This is a genomic window from Bartonella saheliensis (assembly GCF_902162175.1).
This window is the reverse complement of the sequence record NZ_LR607204.1, coordinates 38620-62476: the sequence shown is the minus strand read 5'-3', so window position 1 is coordinate 62476 and position 23857 is coordinate 38620. Positions and strand designations below refer to the sequence as shown.

Annotated in this window: 18 protein-coding genes, 1 tRNA gene and 3 pseudogenes; 10 read left to right on the top strand and 12 right to left on the bottom strand. The window is 35.7% G+C overall.

The window, feature by feature from the left end; genetic code table 11:
- Positions 1–379, bottom strand: a pseudogene (locus FS875_RS04935) (POTRA domain-containing protein); the annotation flags it as partial.
- A 1150-nt stretch (positions 380–1529) separates the two neighbouring features.
- On the opposite strand from FS875_RS04935, the gene FS875_RS04930 reads away from it, so the two are divergent.
- Complete coding sequence (locus tag FS875_RS04930; protein ID WP_425456898.1) at positions 1530–1763, top strand: restriction endonuclease; 234 nt, start codon at positions 1530–1532, stop codon at positions 1761–1763.
- Positions 1727–2082 (top strand): annotated as a pseudogene (locus FS875_RS04925) (type ISP restriction/modification enzyme); the annotation flags it as partial. The gene FS875_RS04930 and the pseudogene FS875_RS04925, both read left to right, overlap by 37 nt.
- Positions 2083–2440: 358 nt before the next feature.
- On the opposite strand, the pseudogene FS875_RS04920 reads toward FS875_RS04925, so the two are convergent.
- From FS875_RS04920 to FS875_RS04910, 4 genes and pseudogenes are all read right to left on the bottom strand, one after another.
- Positions 2441–2843, bottom strand: a pseudogene (locus tag FS875_RS04920) (SMI1/KNR4 family protein).
- Between the two features lie 125 nt (positions 2844–2968).
- Complete coding sequence (locus tag FS875_RS10980; protein ID WP_246067852.1) at positions 2969–3124, bottom strand: hypothetical protein; 156 nt, start codon at positions 3122–3124, stop codon at positions 2969–2971.
- The gene (locus FS875_RS10975; RefSeq protein WP_246067853.1) at positions 3082–3375 is read right to left on the bottom strand and encodes a YbfB/YjiJ family MFS transporter; all 294 of its coding nucleotides are present in this window, start codon (positions 3373–3375) and stop codon (positions 3082–3084) included. Before FS875_RS10975 ends, FS875_RS10980 begins: the two co-directional genes overlap by 43 nt.
- Before the next feature lie 612 nt (positions 3376–3987).
- A tRNA-Arg gene (locus FS875_RS04910) sits at positions 3988–4064 on the bottom strand.
- Positions 4065–4334: 270 nt separating this feature from the next.
- On the opposite strand from FS875_RS04910, the gene FS875_RS04905 reads away from it, so the two are divergent.
- Both FS875_RS04905 and FS875_RS04900 read left to right on the top strand, forming a co-directional pair.
- Entirely contained in the window at positions 4335–5108 is a 774-nt protein-coding gene (locus FS875_RS04905) for an NAD kinase (RefSeq protein WP_144753839.1), read from the top strand.
- Positions 5109–5255: 147 nt separating this feature from the next.
- On the top strand, positions 5256–6659 hold the full coding sequence (locus FS875_RS04900; RefSeq protein WP_144753836.1) for a DEAD/DEAH box helicase: 1404 nt from the start codon (positions 5256–5258) through the stop codon (positions 6657–6659).
- 60 nt (positions 6660–6719) lie between these two features.
- Here the strand turns inward: FS875_RS04900 and gltX (FS875_RS04895) are convergent, their stop codons facing one another.
- The 7 genes from gltX (FS875_RS04895) to FS875_RS04865 all read right to left on the bottom strand — a co-directional run bounded on the left by gltX (FS875_RS04895) (position 6720) and on the right by FS875_RS04865 (position 16916).
- Positions 6720–8093 carry a glutamate--tRNA ligase gene (gene gltX, locus FS875_RS04895; RefSeq protein ID WP_144753833.1) on the bottom strand — a complete coding sequence of 458 codons (1374 nt, stop codon included), beginning with the start codon at positions 8091–8093 and terminating at the stop codon, positions 6720–6722.
- Positions 8094–8102: 9 nt separating this feature from the next.
- On the bottom strand, positions 8103–9764 hold the full coding sequence (locus FS875_RS04890) for an NAD+ synthase (protein ID WP_144753830.1): 1662 nt from the start codon (positions 9762–9764) through the stop codon (positions 8103–8105).
- A 124-nt stretch (positions 9765–9888) separates the two neighbouring features.
- Positions 9889–11268: a class II 3-deoxy-7-phosphoheptulonate synthase gene (locus FS875_RS04885; RefSeq protein WP_144753827.1), complete on the bottom strand. Its 1380-nt coding sequence runs from the start codon at positions 11266–11268 to the stop codon at positions 9889–9891.
- A 72-nt stretch (positions 11269–11340) separates the two neighbouring features.
- Positions 11341–12732 (bottom strand): glutathione-disulfide reductase, encoded by a 1392-nt coding sequence (gene gor, locus FS875_RS04880; RefSeq protein WP_144753824.1) that lies wholly within the window; start codon positions 12730–12732, stop codon positions 11341–11343.
- 216 nt (positions 12733–12948) lie between these two features.
- Positions 12949–13506: a DUF2059 domain-containing protein gene (locus tag FS875_RS04875; RefSeq protein WP_144753821.1), complete on the bottom strand. Its 558-nt coding sequence runs from the start codon at positions 13504–13506 to the stop codon at positions 12949–12951.
- Positions 13507–13602: 96 nt separating this feature from the next.
- Positions 13603–14307 (bottom strand): ribose-5-phosphate isomerase RpiA, encoded by a 705-nt coding sequence (gene rpiA, locus FS875_RS04870; protein ID WP_144753818.1) that lies wholly within the window; start codon positions 14305–14307, stop codon positions 13603–13605.
- Between the two features lie 332 nt (positions 14308–14639).
- Positions 14640–16916, bottom strand: coding sequence for a ComEC/Rec2 family competence protein (locus tag FS875_RS04865; protein ID WP_144753816.1), 2277 nt, complete (start codon positions 16914–16916; stop codon positions 14640–14642).
- Between the two features lie 111 nt (positions 16917–17027).
- Here FS875_RS04865 and gltX (FS875_RS04860) point away from each other — a divergent pair, with 111 nt between their 5' ends.
- The 6 genes from gltX (FS875_RS04860) to FS875_RS04835 all read left to right on the top strand — a co-directional run bounded on the left by gltX (FS875_RS04860) (position 17028) and on the right by FS875_RS04835 (position 23852).
- Positions 17028–18458, top strand: coding sequence for a glutamate--tRNA ligase (gltX, locus tag FS875_RS04860; RefSeq protein ID WP_144753813.1), 1431 nt, complete (start codon positions 17028–17030; stop codon positions 18456–18458).
- 269 nt (positions 18459–18727) lie between these two features.
- Positions 18728–20023: a citrate synthase gene (gene gltA / locus FS875_RS04855; protein WP_144753809.1), complete on the top strand. Its 1296-nt coding sequence runs from the start codon at positions 18728–18730 to the stop codon at positions 20021–20023.
- A 331-nt stretch (positions 20024–20354) separates the two neighbouring features.
- On the top strand, positions 20355–21107 hold the full coding sequence (locus FS875_RS04850; protein WP_144753805.1) for a transporter substrate-binding domain-containing protein: 753 nt from the start codon (positions 20355–20357) through the stop codon (positions 21105–21107).
- 488 nt (positions 21108–21595) lie between these two features.
- Positions 21596–22348, top strand: a complete 753-nt coding sequence (locus FS875_RS04845; protein ID WP_144753802.1) for a transporter substrate-binding domain-containing protein — start codon at positions 21596–21598, stop codon at positions 22346–22348.
- Between the two features lie 77 nt (positions 22349–22425).
- On the top strand, positions 22426–23148 hold the full coding sequence (locus FS875_RS04840; protein ID WP_144753799.1) for an ABC transporter permease: 723 nt from the start codon (positions 22426–22428) through the stop codon (positions 23146–23148).
- Entirely contained in the window at positions 23145–23852 is a 708-nt protein-coding gene (locus FS875_RS04835) for an ABC transporter permease (RefSeq protein WP_144753796.1), read from the top strand. The genes FS875_RS04840 and FS875_RS04835 overlap by 4 nt, the downstream gene beginning before the upstream one ends.
- Positions 23853–23857: the final 5 nt, after the last annotated feature.

Below are 23857 nucleotides of genomic sequence, written 5' to 3'. Positions count from 1 at the left end.
TGATTAAAAGCTGGATATCCGCAAGACCGATACATCTTCCAACATAAGGATCTGTAACCGCTGCTATGGAGCCCTTTTTTATATGCCTAACCCCATCAACAATAATATCATGAATTGAAAAACAGTACCCACTCCCCAAAAGCGTTTCTGGATTTTTCTCTGGAGATCCTTTTGTTTTTTTAGGTGTTAAAGCGCGTAAATTTTTAATTCTTTCTAATCGCTGCTTCTCAGAATACCCACGAGAAAAAGTATCTGTTGGAGAATGAAAAACAGCCGAGGACCGCGCGTAAACAGTAACGCCTCTAAACAAACCAAATAACACAACAATAGCTAGAAAAAGCCTTAAAAAACTCTCTTGGCGTAAAAAAAGAAAAAACACTAAAGAATTCCCCCGCTTTTGTCATTCATGAATCTTTGCTAAAAAAGCACCTCATGAACTTTTTAACAATACCACTCAAATTGTCCTATAACGATTTCTAACAATGGAACATATCTATGCATCCAAATAAAAATGCGTTAAAATTCTGATTTTAATTGCTGAAGATGTCTCCCCCATAGCTATATCCAGGAGCTTCTAATCAAAACTGTTTAACAAGTCAATCTTTAATACCACAATATCCCCAATCAAGAAGCACATAGAACTCTTTCACGGAGTATTTAAGCAACCCTTCTCTAAAGAAATAATTTAAGTGACCTTATGAGTAAAAATTTGTCAGTTTATTCTAGACTCTATAGCATTTTCTTAATGAGATAAAATTAAAAACATTACTTTTCAATATATTAGTATTTTAATGATACAATCTTTATTAAAAATCAATCCATAAATACAATCAATAATATATATCAGTTATCTGTTAGTAAATTGAACTGACAAAAGTAATCATTTCAATAGTTATAAAATTCTTCAAAACCATCATTCTGAAGTTTTTAAATCACATACTTCATTTGTCTTGATTAACACATCAAGCGAATAGCAAATTTTACTACTTTGCTGATCTGATCTCTCTCATAAGCTGTTGATAAACATCTTTTAAAGCCCCCTTTGAAAAAAGTTATCAGCTTTTTTAGCACCTTATTTCCCATTTTTATCGTCATTCTTAAAGTGAATTAGAAAATGTATCAAAATATTTATTTTAACGTTTTAATATATTTTAAATACATATTATTACTAATTGTGTTTAACAGTTGGAATAAACAAACAATGGTAATATGTGGATGTGATATGTATAAAAAACTAAATTATCTTATTGATATTATTGGTATTATTATAATAATAACAGCTTTTATTTTTACATGTGCACTCTTATTAACGCCCGTGTAGATTGTGCATTTTTTACATTTTTCACTCGATATTCATTCAAAATGGATTTAATAAGCTTTATTTCGATTCTTTTGATAGGAATTAACCCTCTCATCCTAAAATAGACTTCTATTATAGTATACTGCAATCTATTAAGTCTAATCATGAACAAATCACTCTACACTCTCTGTTAGAAAATTATCGTCAATGAGCAAAATCACCCCGTGAGTTGGGAACGCTGTTTGAAAATATTGTAAAAGCTTATTTATCTGAAGCCCCTTTACAAAAACAAGAATACGAAAAGGTTCAAACTTATTTGGAATGGGCTAAGGAGCATGATGAAGATGGGCGTGGTATCGGTATTGATCTAGTGGCTACAATCCGTGATCAACGAGGCTATGCGACTATTCAATGTAAATGCTATAACACCTCTCTAAAGAATTGCTTCGCATCCTTTTCGTAAAAGCTGCTGAAGATTTTTGGAAATTTGTTATAGCATGGCGTCAACTGGGGCATTTGCATGTAAACTATGAAGATATGGAACCTTATCCAATAACCTTTTAAAAAGGCAATCCAAAACAGACTGATATCCCTAATCCCCACAAAAAATTACTACGTTACAGAAATGAAATTTGCTGGAAATAGTAAGGAAAAGGATAAATCCACTGTTTATAACAGCAACATCACAATAACAGATATCTCTCCTGAAGCTTATGAGTATCGTCAATGGCAAGTCTACTCTTGAAGGGGTTATGGGGCGCCAATGCGTTAAGACTGACAAAGTCTATTAAAAGGGATTTTGCTGACCTGTATAATGATCATTCTCTCTTTAGGTGTTTCATAAAAAGCAATAACTCACAATTATCTTATTTATCATTTATCTTATAAAATGATAAATAATGCAGTGGCTATATAGAAGATAACAGCTATAGAAAATTTATAAAAATAGTAAGCTTAAATATATTACAAAACTGCTTTTAACTTAGTTAACTTGTTCTTTCTTGTTCTCTAAAACAAAAATTGACAATATATTTATTAACTAGTTGTATAATATCAGCTAGGATATAGGATTTCATGAATCCCCCCTGCATGGTCCTTAATTCTTTTGCATAAAAACTCATAAAAATTACTTGTGTAATACTAAGGATTTCTAGATGAAAACTTAGGATAGAGCAGACACTCACCATCCTGAAACTGAGTATAATCAAAGTAAAAAGTTTTACCAAAATCAGTTCTACTCACAACAAGCTGTTTGGGGTTTGTAAAGCCATCTCTTCTATCGAAAAAATTTCGATAAACAATATCAGCAGCAGGAATACCAGCACAAATTTTATAAATACTGAAATATTTCTTCGCCTCTAATTTCTTCTCCTCCATAATTTTTTAAAAAACTCTTGTAAAAAGAGGTAAATTGTAAGTCCAGAGTATTCTCAGCAGTTTTAATCCGTACATCATCAGGAGTATTTTTTTCAGTACCAAAATTAATAACATGACTATACATATCAATATATTGCGCAACATCAGCTAAGGTATAAGTTTTCATAAATTTTTCTCCATGAATTATTATTTTTTAGATTTTATACCTTTATTCTTATAGATCTTCAGCGCGCTTCTTCCAGTATCTCTCCCTCACCATCTCAAATTTATCTCTGTTGATAGCTGATTGTGTTAAGATTGACCAATACTGCGTGGGAACAAAATAAATAACAAGAGCAGCAATATAAAAGGCATTAAGCCGGCTCTAAACCAAATATTTGTTGTGTCAAGTGCCTTGCTCAAACCTATAATAACACACTCATTCCCTGGTAGAATACCAACTCCCACCCCTGCATAAAGCCAAGAAATAATTCGCCTATTATGGCTATGCCGCACATAATAGAACCCAAAATCATCATTGCTGCACTCGCAACATCAGCAGCAAGATGGATCAAAACGACTAAGTAAAAGTTTGTTGTTAATGCTATAGAGATAATAAGTGCTCTCGTCACCATGGCTGCACCAGATAGCATATGAGATGCAAGAGATATTCCTAATTCTGCCAAACGTAAAGAATATACTCTCAGCCAAATAAACAACCATAGTTAGCTCTTGCTATATAAGAAGCTGATTAAAGGTAAACAGTCTCTCATCCAATATAATCAGCAATATTGATATATTCGGTATATAGAGAAATCGCTCTATCCTCATCTCCAAAACCATAATCACCATACAAAATACAGAGATTTTGAAAGAATTCAAATCTGGATGATCATTTTCACCTCATTACTTATTATTTCTTTAACTGATTATATTCCGCATCTGCGTCCCATCTCATCATAATAGCCTTTAGCTATAAGAATAAAAGTAGATTTCATTATCTATTTTAATAACTAGAACAACACACTTAGTGATCTATTGTTAATATCACCAGATTAACTCTACAATAACACATTGAATTAATATATATTTTTATGTTATATATTTTCACAGTTAAATTGAAAGCATATTGAGATATATCTTGCTTTTTATCTCGATATTTAAAAAGACTAATCTAAAAATTATAAACCGTGAATTTTACCTCTCATAAAATCATTTTCTTATTTGCCACAAAACTTAATAAACAACTCAAATGACCATTTTAGTAAAATTTTCTTCTTTTTAGATAATGAACAAAATTATTATTGAGGATGATGTTAAATTGAAAAGTTTGGTGCACCCGACAGAATTCGAATCTGTGACCTCTGCCTTCGGAGGGCAGCGCTCTATCCAGCTGAGCTACGGGTGCTTCACACCGATTATCAAAATCAGTTTTGATCTTTTAACTAATCATACGCTCAGCTTCAATGCTAAATTAGCATTCTAATAAAAAAATTACTTATTTGTAAATTAACTAACAACGCAATCTTCTTTCATTTTTTACAATGACACTATATCTTGAAATAGCTTTTCTTTGGGTTTTCAATACTCTTTATTATAAAAAGAGATTTTATTACAACTTCAAAACTCTCAAAAAATAAGTTACAAGATGAGTTATAAGTATCAGGATAATTCTTAAATGACTACATTACCAAGTCGCTTTCATTTTATTTCCGCAGAGACTAAGGAAGCTATCAAAGCTACCCAGAAATTAATTTCTATCTACGGTCATTCTTCTCTGGAAGAAACTGATATTGTTGTTGCAATCGGTGGTGATGGAACAATGTTACAAACCGTACGAGATGTTATGAACACTGGAAAACCTATTTACGGTATGAACCAAGGTTCTGTAGGATTTCTTATGAATGAATTTCATGAAAAAAAATTGCCCAATCGTATTGCTGTCGCCCACAAAAAAGAAATTCATCCCTTACGCATGATTGCAAAAGCTGAATATCAAGAATCTATCGAGGCACTTGCAATTAATGAAGTATCCCTTTTTCGGCAATCTTATCAAGCAGCAAAAATTCGCATCACCATTGATAACAACATACGCATGGAACAATTAAGTTGTGATGGTATCCTCGTCGCGACACCCGCAGGATCAACCGCCTATAATTTATCCGCACAAGGACCTATTCTCCCTCTTATGGCCCCTCTTATGGCTCTCACCCCTGTTAGCCCTTTTCGCCCAAGACGTTGGCATGGCGCATTGCTCCCTAATACAGTAACGGTGCGTTTTGATATGCTCGAACCTGATAAACGCCCTGTCAATGCTGCTGCGGATAATGTTGAGGTTAAATCTGTCCATTCAGTGACTATTTCAATGGCAACAGAAGTAACAGCTTCAATCCTTTTTGACTCAAGTCATTCATGGGATGAGCGTATTTTATCAGAACAATTTCGCTATTAATGATTGTATTATGCGTTTTATATGTATATGATTGTTATAGTTGGCTTTTTTGTGAAAGCATCTTAACACTCTTTAAGAATGAAAAATATTAGTTGTACATATCATTGAGAGTGCGAAGTTAAAAGTACAGAGCAATTGATAAAAGAAATGATACCATCTTTGAATAGTTTTGATGATTTAGGTCTTTCCACAAAGGTTATTAATGCTGTAAAGCTAGCAGGATATACAGTTCCAACGCCTATTCAAAGTGAAACAATTCCTCATGTCCTTCAAAGAAAAGATGTCTTAGGAATCGCTCAAACAGGAACGGGTAAAACCGCCTCTTTCGTATTGCCTATGCTCACTCTCCTTGAAAAAGGTCGTGCAAGAGCACGGATGCCCAGAACACTCATCCTAGAACCAACACGAGAAATCGCAGCTCAAGTTGAAGAAAATTTCGATAAATACGGAATAAATCACCGTTTAAATGTTGCTCTTTTGATTGGTGGTGTTTCTTTTGAACACCAAGATCGTAAACTTGAACGAGGAGCGGATGTTCTTATCGCAACACCAGGGCGACTTCTTGATCATTTCGAGCGGGGTAAATTACTCCTAATGGGTGTTGAAATCCTTGTTATTGATGAAGCTGATCGCATGTTAGATATGGGCTTTATCCCTGATATTGAACGTATCTGTAAACTAACCCCTTTCACACGTCAAACTTTGTTCTTTTCTGCTACAATGGCGCCAGAAATTACAAAGCTGACGAAACAATTTTTACATTCTCCTGTATCCGTTGAAGTTACAAAAGCCTCCTCAACAGCAACCACAATTACACAACGGCTTGTCAAATCTGGAAATAAATCATGGGATAAAAGAGCGGTTTTACGAGAGCTTATCCAAAATGAAGGTTCTAAACTTCAAAATGCTATTATTTTCTGTAATCGAAAGAGAGACATCTCTGAACTGTTTAGATCGCTCATCAAACATAACTTTAATGTAGGCGCACTTCATGGGGATATGGATCAATATTCACGCATGAATACTTTAGCTGATTTTAAAAATAATAAACTTACGCTTCTGGTTGCTTCTGATGTTGCAGCCCGTGGACTCGATATCCCTGCGGTAAGTCATGTGTTTAATTATGATGTTCCTACACATGCTGAAGACTATATCCATCGAATTGGTCGTACAGGGCGTGCAAATCGTCGTGGAAAAGCTTTTACAATCGTCACGAAAGATGATCAAAAATATATCAACGCTATTGAAGAAATAAGCAATGAAAAAATTGAATGGCTCAATGGAGATCTCTCGACTTTAATAACCGATGATCAAACAGAAGATATTGTTGTAAAGAAAAAACCTTCACAATCATCAAAGAAAACTGCTGCCAAAGACGCTCTCTCCCCCACACAAAAAACTGTAAAAGAGAATAAAATAGATTATATCAAAAATATGAAGCGTAAAGAAAATCCATCTGAGCAACAACACTCACGAAAAAATAAGAATTACGCTCCCCTTGGATTCGGTGATGATATTCCGGCATTCATGCTCATAAAAACGCGTAAATAGATTCGTACTTTACTCTCTCTAAGCGTACAATAAATAAAAAATGCTTTTAAGAAATTTTTCTTATTTTTTAGAGAGTCTTTCTATTACCTTTTCGCGCCCTAAAAGCTGCAAAAGCTTTCCCATTTCAGGTCCATGGTCCATGCCCGTAAGTGCTTGACGTAATGGCATAAATAAAGACTTCCCTTTCCGCCCCGTTTGTTCTTTTAATGCTCTCGTCCAAACTTGCCAACTTTCATCCTTCAACACACCTTCAGGTAAAAAATTGAGTGACTGCTGTACGAAAGCACGATCCTCTGGTGCCACGGTATCAAAACTCTTTTCATCATGAATAATTTTCCACCACAAGACAGCATCATTGACTTTATCAATATTACTTCTTACCGTATTCCAGAAATATTCCGCCTTTTCTCCTTCAATAGAAAGACTTTGAAGGCGCGTTTTGACGTCCTCATAACTTAGTTCATGAACAAGATGACTATTCAAAGTGTAAAGATCAGTAATATCAAATTTTGCAACCGATTTTGATGTATTTTGTAAATTAAAATGTTCTAAAAGCGCTACTTGATGGGGATAGGGATGCACATTTTGCGATGTCCCAATCAAAACAGCAAGACACTGAACAGCTATCGATTCAAATCCTTCTTCCCGTAGAGAACGAATAGAAAGATCATTGTTACGTTTTGAAAATCCTTTTCCTAAGACTGTCGCCAATAAATTGAAATGACCAAAAACCGGTAATTCTGCACCCAGAGCTTTAAAAAGAGCAATCTGAGCGCCTGTATTTGTAACATGATCATCTCCACGAATAATATGTGTAATGGCCATATCTACATCATCCACAACAGAGGGTAATGTATAAAGATAGGTTCCATCTTCACGAATAAGAACAGGATCTGAAAGAGAAGCCAAATCTATCGTCTGCTTTCCCTTTACGGCATCATTCCAGCAAACTTCTGTTCGCTTTGTTTGTAAAGGATTATTTTCAAAATTAGGAAGAAGAAAACGCCAATGGGGTTTACGACCTTGCGATTCAAAACTTTTTTTCTCTTCTGCTGTCAACTTCAATGCAAAACGATCATAAATAGGAGGCAATTTACGAGAAAGCTGAATTTTACGACGTCGCTCTAATTCTTCCGCTGTTTCATAACAAGGATAAAGCAAACCACGTTGTTTGAGAATTTCCGCCACTTCATTATATCGATTAAATCGCTTAGATTGATAATAAATTGCATCAGGTTGAATTCCAAGCCATTCAAGGTCAACAGCAATAGCATCAATATATTCCTGTTTAGAACGTTCAATATCTGTGTCATCATAACGCAAAATAAACTTTCCTTTATGGGCCCGCGCATAAAGCCAATTGAAAAGCGCACTACGAATATTACCAATATGAATATAACCTGTTGGAGAGGGAGCAAAACGAACTTTAACCATAAAAAATACTCAATTTTTATCGCGAAAATGATTGACAATAGGATAACGACGATCGCGTCCGAAATTCTTGTAACTAATTTTTACACCGGGTGCAGATTGTCGCCTTTTATATTCAGCACCATAAAGAAGCTGTTCAATTTTCTCAACAGTTTCTCGTATATGCCCGCGTTGAACAATATCACAAATACTCATGTCATTTTCTACAAGAGATTGCAAAATATCATCTAGAATAGGATAAGGGGGGAGAGAATCTTCATCTTTTTGATTTTCCCGCAATTCTGCAGAAGGCGCTTTTTCTATAATATTGGGTGGAATGACAATTCCTTCTGGTCCCTTAAAATGATGCAAATAATTTTTATTGCGCCACTCAGCTAATGCATAAACCTGCATTTTATAAATATCTTTAAGAGGATTAAATCCGCCATTCATATCACCATATAATGTTGCATATCCCACAGCCATTTCTGACTTATTGCCTGTCGTTACCACCATTGAGCCGAATTTATTTGAAAGAGCCATTAAAAGTGTACCGCGTATACGACTTTGAAGATTTTCTTCTGTTACATCAGAGGGGAAGCCTAAAAAAAGAGGCGATAGTATATTCAAAAAAGCCTCAACAGCTTGCTCAATCGGTATGATTTCATAGTGACATCCCAAAAGATCGGCACATTCTTTGGCATCGTTTAATGATTCTTGCGAAGTATAATGATAGGGCATCATAAGGGTGCGAACCTTCTCAGCACCAAGAGCATCCACCGCCATTGCCGTACATAGTGCTGAATCAATTCCTCCTGAAAGACCAAGAATAACATCCTTAAAACCGTTTTTATTAACGTAATCTTTCAAACCTAAAATACAAGCTTGATAATCAGCGGCTAATCCATTGAAAAGACTTTCATTAGGCCCTGAAACACAGTGCCATCCGCTCGTTGTTCGTTGCCAATGGCTCAAAGCAAGATGGCTGTCAAAGTGTTTCATTTGAAACACCTTTTTACCTTGTCCATTCAAAGCAAAAGATCCCCCATCAAAAACCAGTTCATCTTGACCACCAACTTGATTAGCATAGATAATTGGCACTCCAGATTGAAGTGCGTGCGTATGAACAACGTCTATACGTTTTAAGGTTTTATTACGATAGTAGGGAGATCCATTAAGGACCAAAATCAACTCAGCTCCTTTATCTTTAAGCTCTGCACTAAGAGAGAAATCATTCCAAATATCTTCACAAATCACTACTCCTAACTTTATCCCATGATAAACAATAGGCTCAGGACGTGATCCGGAAGAAAATAGACGCTTTTCATCAAACTCAGCATAATTAGGTAAATCAAACTTAAAGCTTTCTGCAATAACTCGCCCTTCATCAAGAAGCATAACGCCGTTGTAAATATTGCTATTACGTCTTAATGGAAGACCAATGACAATTCCTGGTCCGCCTACGGTTATTTTTGCTAATTTCCCAACAGCCTCTTCACACGTTTTTGTAAAAGCAGGCTTTAAAATAAGATCTTCCGGTGGATAAGCACTTATAAAAAGCTCTGTGAATAGAACAAGATCAGCCCCCTCTTCTTTAGCCTTTTGATGCGCCATGACAGCTAAAGAAAAATTCCTCCCAATATCACCAACAATAGGATTTAATTGAGCAACTGCTATCCGAAAGTCATCTTTCATAAGTCTTTATATCGCTTCATCAGTTTGGTAACTACAACTTTATTCTTCACCATCAGAAATATTATTTTTTAAAATTCTTTTCGTCCATAACAATCTAAAATAAAAATGTCAGACAAATTTTTACCTACCTACCAGCAGAAAGTGCTAACGGATCAGTTGTACGATTTTTTTTAAGGAGTTCAGCAACAAGAAAAGCTAATTCTAACGCTTGATCTGCATTTAATCGTGGATCACATTGCGTATGATAACGATCAGATAAATCATCTACAGAAATAGCATGTGCCCCACCTGTACATTCCGTTACATCACGACCTGTCATCTCAATATGAATACCACCTGGATAGGTTCCCTCTGCACGATGCACTGCAAAAAAATTCTCTACTTCTTTTAAAACATAATCAAAGGGGCGCGTCTTATAACCATTGGCAGTAATTGTATTGCCATGCATTGGATCACATGACCATATCACCTCACGTTTCTCACGCTCAACGGCACGGATGAGTTTAGGAAGATAACTCTCAACCTTATCATAACCAAAACGCGTAATAAGAGTAAGCCGCCCTGGTTCGTTTTCAGGATTTAAAATATCAATTAATTTTAAAAGCTCATCAGACTCCATGGAAGGACCACACTTTAATCCTATAGGATTTTTAATACCCCGACAATATTCAACATGAGCATGATCAATTTGACGTGTGCGGTCACCAATCCATAACATATGGCCAGATGTTGCGTACCAATTTCCTGAAGTTGAATCAATCCGAGTCAAAGCCTCTTCATAACCAAGCAAAAGTGCTTCATGGCTAGTATAAAAGGATGTTTCACGCAATGAAGAATGCGTTTTGGATGTAATCCCTATGGAACGCATAAAATCAATTGCTTCAGAAATACGCTCTGCCAATAATTCATAACGTTCCCCCTGTGGACTGTTAGAAACGAAACTCAACATCCATGTGTGAACATTTTCTAAATTAGCATACCCCCCTTGTGAAAAAGCACGCAACAAGTTAAGTGTTGCCGCAGATTGGCGATAAGCCATAGACATCCGTTGCGGATCTGGAATACGAGAATTGGCTCCAAACTCAATGCCATTGATAATATCCCCCCGATAAGAAGGAAGCTCCACTCCCTCTTTGCTTTCAATATCAGAAGAGCGGGGTTTTGCAAATTGACCAGCAATACGACCAATTTTAACAACGGGCTTAGAATTTCCAAAGGTTAAAACAATCGCCATTTGCAAAAATACACGAAAAAAATCACGGATATTATCAGCTTCATGTTCTGCAAAACTTTCAGCACAATCACCACCTTGCAATAAAAAAGCCTGCCCCCTTGCAACAGCTGCTAATTCATTTTTTAGATCACGTGCTTCACCGGCAAAAACCAAAGGAGGATATCTTCTCAGCCTTTGTTCGACATCTTCTAACATAGACTTATCCGGATAAGTTGGAACTTGTTTAATTGGCCTTTTCCTCCAAGAGTCAGGCGCCCATTCTTTTATCATTACACTCTCTCTAAAAAATTAAGCTTCCAGCTTAGCATATCAAAAACTTTTTATCACACTATGGGGTATTGTTTAATTTTCTATTTTCTTCCCATTTTCATATAGATAACTTGGTTTATACATCGTTACTAATTCTTCTGCCATCGTTGGATGCACCGCCATCGTTTCATCAAAAATATCCTTTGTCAGCTTACCCTTGAGAGATATTCCCATAAGTTGTGCCATCTCACCAGCATTTTCTCCTAAAATATGAGCGCCTACAACAATACGGCTTTCACCATCAACAATGAGCTTCATAAACATTTTTTCTGAACTACCGGAAAGAACATTACGCATAGGACGAAAAACTGTCCGATAAATTTCAAGACGCTTATAATGCTGTATCGCCTCTTCTTCTGAAAGACCTACCGTTCCAATCTCAGGCTGTGAAAAAACCGCTGTTGTAATTAAGTCATAATTAGGTTTTGTGGGAATATTTTCAAATGCTGTCTTAACGAAACACATTGCATCATGTATCGCAACAGGTGTTAATTGAATATGACCCGTTACATCCCCTACAGCCCCAATATGGGGGATATTTGTCGTCATTTTCTCATCAACAATAACACCACCAGATGCATTAACTTCTATACCTGCCCTTTCAAGTCCTAATCCCACTGTATTGGGCATACGCCCCGTGGCTAACATAACTTGATCCGCGTTGATCGTTTGCCCATTTGATAAAAGAATATTATAACTATTTTCTGCCGCCTGTACTTTAGAAACTGTCACTTTATAGAGAATAGAAATCCCTTTTTCAATCATTGCATCATTGAGCAATTGCCGCAAATCGTGATCAAAACCACGAAGAATTAAATCACCACGATGAAGGAGTGTCGTCTTTACACCTAACCCATGAAAAATATTAGCAAATTCAACACCAATATACCCTCCACCAACAATGACTATTGATTTTGGAAGTTCATCAAGATCAAAAATCTCATTAGACGTTAAGCAAAAATCAGCGCCTTCTATAGTCATATTTGGGGCAACTTTTGCCCCCGTTGCAATCAAAATTTTTTCCGCAGTTACCCGCTCACCCGTAGCAGAAAGCTCTAATGTGTGATCATCAATAAAAGTAGCACGACTTTCATAAATATGCACATTGTTATTTTCTAATCCCTGACGATATAGCCCTTCTAATCTTGATATTTCTTTATTCTTAGCTGCAACCAACTTTTCCCAGCTAAAAATTGGATCCGCATATTTCCATCCAAAACCAGTGCTTTTCTTAAATTCGTTTGCATATTGTGAAGCATAAACATAAAGCTTTTTGGGAACACAACCACGAATAACACAAGTTCCCCCTATACGATATTCTTCTGCTATAGCGACACGCTTACCAAGACCTCCAGCAAGCCTTGCTGCACGCACCCCACCAGAACCACTTCCAATAACAAATAAATCAAAATCAAAAGAGCCCACAAACTATTCCTTCTCATATATTTACAACGATAAGTATTTACGACGATAGGCTAAGGTTATTTATTGTTAAATGAAAGTCTTTTTTCTTTAAAAAAATATTTTTCTATGAACCAATAGTCTAAAAGAGTAGACTCTTAATAAAATATTAAAAACGGCGAAAAAACGCCGCTTTTAAAAAACAAGAAATCTCTGATTTCTATCATGATATCAATCAAGTTATTTTTTATTTTCTGGAGCTTCTGACTTTATAGGCATCGTAGAATTATTTAAGTTAAGTGTTTCAGACATTTCTTTTTTCACATTTTCTACAAGATCCTGCATAAGAGCAGAACGCCATACATCAAATGCAGAATAGGAATCACGTGCAATATTGGGAACTTCTGTCAAAAACTTTTTACCGGTATCAGAATTATAAAATGCTGTGATTGCATCAAGCTCTTTTTGCGTAAAATATTTTGCATACACATGAGCAATCTCTTTTTCTAGATCAGAGCGCCTTTTAATTAAAGCAAGCGCCTGCTTATCAACGATATCAGAAATAGCTGTTGCCAAATTCGGATCATCACTGATCAATTCATTTTTGAAATCATGAACTGCATTTGGTAAAAAACTATCAAATTGATCCGTTGCATGGATGGCCCTAATCGCCTTTCGGGCTGAATCTAAATGTTGATCACTCACACCCTGTGCATAAGCCATTCCAATATTCACAAAAAAAACAGCAATTGCAACAAAATACACAAAAAAACGCTGAAAAGAAAATATTATTCTCATTTAATGATTACCCCAATCGCTAATTATAATTTAAATTCGTTACTCTACCCAAAATCTTTTTTATTGTGCTAACATATCAGCATGTAAATGTCTTTTCTAAAAATCAAATGGTTCTAAAATTTTTATTTGACCATCAGCCATAGCGACAATTGCACGTGAAGCCAGCCCCAAAAAAAGACCATGCTCAACAACACCAGGAATGGAAAGAAGCGCATCCGATAATAATTTTGGCTGCAAAATGCATCCCCAAAATGCATCAAGAATAAAATGACCACCATCTGTTTTAAAAGGATTCTTTCCATTCATTCGCAATGCAATTTCTCCAGAAAGTCCTAAATCATCAGCGACTTTTTCGATGGCTTTGCGTGTTGTATGGATACCAAATGGATTCACTTCAATCGGTAGTGCAAAAGTACCAAGTCTTTTGACCACCTTTGTTTCATCAGCAATAACAAGCATTGTACGAGATGCCGATGCAACAATTTTTTCATATAACAATGCCCCCCCACCCCCTTTAATGAGCATCATTTCAGGACCAATTTCATCTGCTCCATCAATATCAAGATCCAGTTCAGGGATCTGTTCTAAAGTGCGAACAGGTACTCCAAATTTATGACAGAGTTGTTCAGAATATCGTGAAGTCGCAACACCGGTCACCCGCAGCCCCTCCGCAACACGCTCACCAAGAAGACGAATAAATTCATTAACAGTTGAACCAGATCCGATCCCAAGCCGCATATCATCTTCAATAAATTCAAGCGCTTTAACAGCTGCCCTTTTTTTTAACTGCTGAACATCCATGAATGATTTTACCTTATTATCCGCAAACAACATTTATCACCAATATTACTACCAATAATAATGATAATAAAAGGCAGCCTCTTTATTCACTCTATCTAAATTTAACCACTATCTTTTTCTTGAAAAGATGTTACTCGTTATAGAAATATATGATAAGAATAAAATAGGATAATCAACAATTATCTTTTTATTTCCTCGAGAAAATTAGAGGCTTTTCCTCATTCACAATGAAATTGATAAGCAGATCAATTAAAAAAACGTAATCATGTATCAGAAATATCTTCTGTTGTTTTTTGTTTTGTTAATTGTCCAGATATGAAAAAATGCGCAAATTATATATTTTTTTGTGAATACTTTCTGTGCATATTCCAGGGTCTATAAAAACCTAGAGAAGACCAAATAATATTCCCACCTTTACTTATCATAACGCTTCCTCTTAATAACAATTGCTGGGGAGTAAATATTATTTTTGCCTTCTTATGACATGTTGGATTATGCATTACAAATGTCTGAATAAGAATATCTGCCTCTATACAGTGATCTATTCTTTCACGTAAAATGATGACTTTTAATCCATCCTCTAATAAGGATCTACATACATAATGATCACAAATAAATTGTTCCTGAAACGAAGGACCATACTTTGTTGGTTTAATCGTTTCGTTCAAACGAAATGACTTTTTCCAGATAGCTGTTGTGAACTTAGAATGATGATAACGATCAATATATAATTTTTTATCATGAATAACACCCACGAGACGCATATTATCTGCTATAATCAATTGTACAGGTGAATGCATTATACAAATAGAAATACCAGCCAAGATAAAAAGACTAAAAAAGAGCCTGATAGGTGTTTTGAAAAAAGTTAATCCTACCAAGCCTATACTCAATAAAACTAATGCAGATAATGGTATAAAACCAGGATTCAAATCAGGAGAAATAGCTTTGATAGCGTGTGCAATCTTTATCACAAGATTAACACCAAACCCCATAATTTGAAGAGGAAGCCATTCGAATCCTCCTAACATTGCAAGAACTGCGATTAATCCAAAAGGGATAACTAAAATTGAGATGATAGGCAAAGCAAAAGCATTACTGATAATGCTTAAAGATGCCATATTAGAAAAATGATAAGCAGCATAAATTCCACTTGCACTTCCTGCTACAAATGAAGACGCACATGTTGAACATATTGATAAAAAAGAAAAATTTATCACTCTTTCTCCAACATAAGAGGAGGTTGTTTTTCTTGTACGAAAAAGTGACCTTCTACTCCACCAATCAAAAAAAGCAATCAAAGCAGCCGTCGCAGAAAAAGACATTTGAAAGCTGGGGCCTAATATCTCATGGGGCCTAATCGCTAGAGTTATCAACCCCGCAATAGAAAAATTACGCATTGTTATAGCAGAGCGATTACATAATATAGCAACCAACATAACAGCAATCATCACAAAACTTCTTTGTGCTGATATTGCTAAACCCGATAAGAGCAAATAAAAAGCCGTTATCATAAATGCAACGATAGCAGCAAATTTTTTACTGGAATAATAGGAAGAAAAAATTGGAAAAAATGCTAAAAAACTACGGATGCTCAAAAGAACTAGGCCGCTCAACAAAGCCATATGTAAACCTGATATAGATAAAATATGTGCTAATCCAGCCGTACGCAGTGCCTCGTTTGTCTCATTTGAAATACCAGCACGCTGTCCTGTTATGAGAGCTGCCGCAACACTTCCCTTTTCTCCTTCGAGGGCTAGACGGATTCTTTGTGTCATCTTCATGCGTAAATTTTCAATTTTCTGTAGCATGATAGAAAATATTCCATCAGGCTGCGAAACGGATATTTTTGTTGGTTTTCCTAAATAAACGCCTTGCGCCCCAATCCCTTTAAAGTAATTATGAAAACTAAAATCGTAGCCTCCTGGACGCACCGCTCCAGAGAATGCGCGAATCTTAACTCTCCCATACAGACCATCACCAATTGCTAATCCAGATGGCAAATATCTTGCTGACACACGAACACGATGAAGACTATGGTGTAATATGGGCTTTTCTGTACTCACAACATCCAAAACTAAGCGAAATCCCCTTTTGGGAACTGACTCAACAGAAATAATTCTTCCCGTCAATGTGGTGATAATATCACTGCTTAACATGGGTGTTGCAATACGCCACGTTTCTATTTTTGCTGCCAAAGCCCCCAATACGATACAAAATAAAAATCCCACGAGAATCCATATTTTCCGGTAAAAACGTGCAATATAGAATATTCCCCCAAAGATGCTAACCAATACCCCCAATTGTCCCCAACTTGGCTCCAGTTCTAAATGAAAATAAAAAATGATTCCTAAAGAAAAAAAGACTAAAATCAGTGAAAAAAGAATACCAAAAGAAACTTCTTTCTCGATACAATCCACTAACCATTTTCTAATAACGATGATTGTTTTTTTTAAGAGCGTTAATAAAAAAAGTTTTTGTTGGTTATAACTGCCATTCTTTGCATCATCATAGCGAGAAAAAACATCCTGCCCTATTTGACATGCATTTTTTCTTTCTATAACAGATTTTGCAAATAAACCCTCTTTAACTTTATTTTGATTAAACATCCGCTCCCCACTTTAACTCGCAATGTGGCTATTGCACACCCCGTCACCTATGCTAACATAACCTTTCTATAAAGTTCCATAAGTAATATCTCAATTTAAAGGAAAATATTCGTGTCTGTTATTACTCGTTTTGCCCCCTCTCCCACAGGATTCCTTCATATTGGTGGTGCTCGTACTGCTCTTTTTAATTGGCTTTATGCAAAACATACCGGTGGAAAAATGCTTCTACGCATTGAAGATACAGATCGAGAACGCTCAACAGAAGCAGCTGTAAAAGCCATTATAGATGGCTTGCACTGGATGGGACTTAGTTATGATGGTCCCCCTATTTCGCAATTCGAACGTGCAGAACGTCACCGCCAAGTTGCCGAACAGTTGGTCAAAAATGGCAAAGCATATTATTGTTATGCCTCGCCTGAAGAGTTAGCTGAAATGCGTGAAAAAGCCCGTGCAGAAGGACGCCCCCCTCGTTATGATGGACGTTGGCGTAATCGAGATATTTCTGAAGCGCCGCAAGGTGTTAAACCTGTTATTCGCATCAAAGCCCCTGAAGAAGGAGAAACAGTTGTACACGACCGTGTTCAAGGTGATGTTTATTTCCCTAATAAAGATTTAGATGACTTTATTATTTTGCGTTCTGATGGTTCGCCTACCTATATGCACGCTGTTGTTGTTGATGATCACGATATGGGTGTCACACATATTATACGGGGTGATGATCATCTAACCAATGCAGCCCGACAAACGATCATCTTTAAAGCTATGGGATGGGATATTCCTGTTATGGCTCATATTCCTCTTATCCATGGTGAAAATGGTGCAAAATTATCAAAGAGGCATGGTGCACTGGGTGTTGATGCTTATAAAACAATGGGATACCTTCCTGCTGCTTTGCGCAACTATCTTGTCCGTTTAGGGTGGAGCCATGGTGATGACGAACTTATGTCACTTAAAGATATGATTTCTTGGTTTGATATTGAAGATATTAACAAAGGTGCTGCTCGTTTTGATCTCAAAAAGCTCGATTCTATCAACGGATATTATATGCGCATGAGTAATGATCAAGAGCTTTTTGATGCCGCTCTTGACATTCTACCAGAAACTGATGGAGGAGCACAAATTATTGAAAGACTTGATGAACAACGTCGTGCTCAATTTTTAAAAGCAATCCCACATTTGAAAGAGCGTTCAAAAACACTGTGTGAACTGATTGAAAATGCCTCCTTCATTTTTACGCAGAGACCCCTACAGCTTAACGAAAAAGCACAAATGCTTTTAGATAAAAATGGACGAGCCATTTTAAACGATCTTTATCTTGCCTTAAAAGCTTGTCCCTCTTGGGATACAAAAACCCTCGATGAAACTCTTCGTTCTTATATCCAAACACAGAATCTCAAATTTGGATCTATTGCTCAACCCCTTCGTGCAGCACTTACAGGATCTACCACATCGCCAGGTGTTTTGGATATCCTGACTTTACTGGGACGCGATGAATCTCTTGATCGCATTAATGACCAACTTATCACAACAATAAATTCATGATGTATAGTAGGTATATCTTCTCCAATGAGTATCTCATGTAGATACTTCAACGTAATTTAAAAAGAGTTTTTTTATCTTATATCATTGAAATACAGTTTTTATTGAGTAATAATGATCCATAAGGAAACATTTTTAGATTGCATGTCCTCATTTTTAGAGGCAATCTACCCTCAATACAAGTAAGAAAAGCTTCAGTTATTATAATATCTCACACTCTCATGAAGCAGAGTCTTAATTTTTAGAAGAGAAGGATCTGAAAGGAATACCGAATGTCTGAGAATAACGCACATATTATTGTGAACGATAAAAAAGTAGAGCTTCCCCTGCGTAAAGGCACGAGTGGACCCGAAGTCATTGAAATCGCTTCTCTCTACAAAAAAACCAATATTTTTACCTATGATCCTGGTTTTACTTCAACAGCTTCTTGTGAATCAAAAATTACTTATATTGATGGCGATAAAGGAATATTGCTTTATCGTGGATATCCTATCGACCAATTAGCTGAAAAAGGTGACTTTCTCGAAAGTTGTTATCTTCTCCTTTATGGGGAGCTCCCAACACAGCAAGAAAAAAATGACTTTGATCGATGTATCATGCAGCATACAATGGTCCACGAACAATTTTCACGCTTCTTCCACGGCTTTCGTCGTGACTCTCATCCTATGGCTGTCATGGTTGCCTGCCTTGGCGCTATGTCTGCTTTCTATCACGACTCTATTGATATTACAGATCCTCACCAAAGAATGATTGCTTCTGTTCGTCTTATCTCAAAAGTTCCAACACTTGCTGCTATGGCTTATAAATATAGTATTGGACAAGCATTTGTTTATCCACGCAATGATCTTAGTTATGCTGCAAATTTCCTCCGTATGTGCTTTGCTGTTCCTTGTGAAGAATATAACACAAACCCTGTACTTTCTCGGGCGATGGATAAAATCTTTATCCTTCATGCCGATCATGAACAAAATGCTTCTACATCTACGGTACGTCTTGCTGGGTCATCAGGTGCTAATCCGTTTGCTTGTATTGCAGCAGGTGTTGCATGCCTTTGGGGACCAGCACATGGTGGTGCCAATGAAGCATGTCTAAAAATGCTCCAGGAAATAGGTTCTATTAAAAGAATTCCTGAATTTATTGCGCGTGCAAAAGATAAAAATGATCCTTTCCGCCTTATGGGCTTTGGACACCGCGTCTATAAAAATTATGACCCACGTGCAAAAATCATGCAAAAAACTTGTCATGAAGTTTTAAAAGAGCTCAATATTCAAGACGATCCACTTCTTGATATTGCAATAGAACTGGAAAAAATTGCTTTAAGTGATGAATATTTTATTGAGAAAAAGCTTTATCCCAATGTTGATTTTTATTCAGGTATTACATTAAAAGCTTTAGGCTTTCCAACCGAAATGTTTACTGTTCTTTTTGCATTAGCACGCAGTGTCGGGTGGGTGGCACAATGGAAAGAAATGATTGAAGATCCTGCACAAAAAATTGGTCGACCTCGACAACTCTATACAGGCTATGCTATGCGTGACTATGTTCCTATAGATAAACGTGTTAATTAAAGAAATAAATCAATAAAGCTTCAGTAAACTGAAGCTTTATTATATTATAAATGAGTAAAAATTACCCTTTAAAGTTTTTTACAATGATGATTAATTGATTTTAAATGAAATTATTACAATTCACCTCATCATTAACAATAGCTTTCCTTCTTTCCCCGTGTTTCTCCCTCATACTTGTTGATCAAATAAATCATTTTTTTGACTGTGATCCAGTGTAATAATAGTAACAAAATGGGGACAGGTAAATTTTTACATTGCCCTAGAAAAGCTTACAGATTATAAGGGGCCCTCATGGTTTCGTATTTGTCAGCTTATTGAATAGGAGAACATTATGAAGTTATTAATAAGAGCTCTTATAATAAGCGCAACACTCTTTACCCTACCAGCTAATTCTCAAACTTTAAAAATTGCAAGTGATGCTTCTTATCCCCCTTTTAGTTATATTGACTCAAATAATGAGCTTAAAGGGTTTGATATTGATATATCTTATGCTCTTTGTGAAAAAATGAATATTGAATGTACCATTGTCACGCAAGATTTCGAGGGGATGATTCCTGGTCTTTTGGCAAAAAAATACGATGCGATTGTTTCTTCCCTTTCTCCTACAAAAGAACGCTTACAAAAAGTTGATTTTACAGATCCTTACTACAACACAGTACTGGCAGTTATTGTTACCAAGGATTCAGAAATTAAAGAAATCTCGGCACAAGCCTTTAGAGGTAAAAATCTTGGTGTACAATCAAATACAACACAATCTGCTTATGTAGAAGACCACTATGCTTCTGAAGGTGTGAATATCAAACTTTACCCTTCTACAATAGAAGTGAATCGTGACCTTTTAAGCCATCGGCTTGATATCATCATCTTTGATAAAGTAAAGGCATTAAATTGGCTTGAAAATGAAGGAAAGGATTGCTGTAAGCTTCTAGGAACTTTAGAAGAAACAAAATTTCCTGTCGCAATTGCAATCCGTCAACATAATAATGATCTTAAAAATAGCTTTAATAAAGCAATACAAGAAATTCATGCTGATGGAACCTATGAAAAAATTATGAGAAAATATTTTACATTTGATCTCAATTAAATATCACGATGGATTAAAATTAATTTCTTTAAGAAAGTTTTTTAACTCTTTGTTGAACGTGCAAGTATAATTAGAAATTCAGTGTTTTGAAAAGGTTTGGATTTATCAAAGATAATAATTCTCTAATTATTTCTCGATTGTTGAACATTTACGGCATCTAATGATAACAATGAGATTTTATTTTTATCTTATTAAAATCTAAATTTTTTATGTTAAAATTAGATAGTCTTATTTAAAAAAACAATCTCCAATCTTTATTGCTCTTGCAATGATGAAAATTAATTGTTTCAGGAAAGTTAAGCTATTATACAAGCAATAAGATATTTATTCTTCTTTCAATCAATAAAAAAGATAATTTTTTGGTAATAATGTCTAGTATCATAATCTAAAATAAATACTGATAAATTTTTGCATTGCTCTCGAAAAACTTACAGATTATAAAAACGTGATAACTTCATATTTTTCCGCTTATCCAATAGGAGAATATCATGAAACTATTAGCAGGAGCTCTTATAATAAGCGCTGCGCTATTTACCTCATTGGCTGATGCGAAAACATTAAAAATTGCCAGTGAAGGCACTTATCCTCCCTTTAGTTATATTGACTCAAATAATGAGCTTAAAGGATTTGATATTGATATATCTTATGCCCTTTGTAAAAAAATGAATGTTGAATGTACCATTGTCACGCAAGATTTTGAGGGAATGATCCCTGGACTTATTGCAAAAAAATATGATGCTATTGTTGCTTCTCTTTCTCATACACAAGAGCGTTTACAGAAAATTGACTTTACAGATCCTTACTATGATACCGCACTGGCTATCATTGTTACCAAAGCTTCAGGAATTAAAGATATTTCGGCACAAAGCTTTAGAGGCAAAAATCTTGGTGTGCAATCGAATACAACACAAGCTGTTTATGCGGAAGATCATTATGCCTCTGAAGAGGTAAAAATCAAACTCTATCCTTCTACAATAGAAGTGAATCGTGACCTTTTAAATCATCGACTTGATCTGATTATTGTTGATAAATTACAAGCATTAAATTGGCTTAAAAATGAAGGAAAAGATTGCTGTCTCCTCCTAGGAACTTTGGAAGAAACTAAATTTCCTGTTGCAATTGCGCTGCGTCAAAATAATAATGATCTTAAAAATAAGTTCAATAAAGCAATAAAAGAAATCCGTTTGGATGGAACTTATGAGAAAATTATGAGAAAATATTTTACAAACGATGTTTATTAAATATCACTATGATCTTTAAATAAGACCTACTGTTTACTTCTAAGAAAATATCTAACTCTTTCATGAGGAACGTGAGAATGATTGAAAATTTAGCATTGCTATCATTTAGCAGTGGTGGATGGGGAACAGTTATACTTTCTAGCGCAGGAATGACACTGTCATTGGCGCTATGTTGCGGCTTTCTAGGACTGCCTCTAGGACTTCTAAATGCAGTGATGATTCGATCTAATATTAAAATGGCGAAAGTTATAGCACGTCTCTTTTCAACGGTATTTCGTGGGTTACCAGAGCTTTTAACCTTGTTTTTAGTGTACTACGGGTTACAAAGCCTTATTCAAAATATCTTTGACTATTTTAATCTTGAAGTCATGTTCAGTATTAATGCTTTTGTTGCTGGTGTTCTTGCTCTGAGTATGGTTCTTGCTGCTTTCTCTTGTGAAGTTTGGCTTGGAGCATTCAATATTTTTGATAAAGGACAATATGAGGCTGCTAAAGCTTTAGGGCTTTCACGCTCAACCACATTCTTTCGCATTGTCTTCCCTCAGCTCATCCGAAATGCCTTGCCAGGACTTTCTAATAATTGGCTTACTTTACTGAAAGATACATCCCTCGTTTCAACCATCGCACTTGTTGATCTCATGCGACAAACGAATTTAGCTGTCGCTGCGACCAATAAACCCATGCTATTTTATCTTGTAGCATGCTTACTCTATTTATTATTTTCAGCGTTTTTTGGCGCAATTTTACGTCATTTGGAAACATACACTCAAATAGGCTATAAAAAGGTACCAAATCAATGATTCCTGAGTGGCTTTATTTCCTTTTTAATCCTGATCTTTTAAGCCGTTATGGGCCCAAATTTATTGATGGCTTAATTGTTACTGTCGAGCTTGTTTCTATCTCTTGTTCTCTTGGTTTTTTTCTTGGTATGCTTATCACTTTTGCACGTTTATCAAAGAATAGGTTTTTACAATATTTTGCAAATGGTTATGTCTATTTTTTCCGCGGCTCTCCTTTGTTAGCACAACTCTTCCTTTTTTATTATGGGCTTGGTTCAATGAACAGTTTTTGGCAACAGGTTGGTCTATGGTGGTTTTTTCAAAACGCATGGTATTGTTGTCTTTTTATTTTCACACTCAATTCTGCTGCTTATCAATCTGAGATCTTTAAAGGAAGTTTTCTATCCATAACCACTGGACAACGTGAAGCATCAAAAGCTTTAGGTCTGAGTAATTCTGTCACATTTTTTAGAGTTATTCTCCCACAGGCAATGATTGTAGCATTACGCCCCTTAGGAAATGAGTTGATTTTAATGATTAAATCAAGTGCCATTGCCTCACTGGTTACTGTTTATGATTTAATGGGTATTGCTAAACTCACTTATTCACGTACATTCGATTTTCAAGTTTACGTTTGGGCCACACTTATCTATCTTTTTATTGTTGAGCTCATTCATCGTTTTATTGTTTTTATAGAATATCATCTCACGCGATATTTACGGTAAAATAG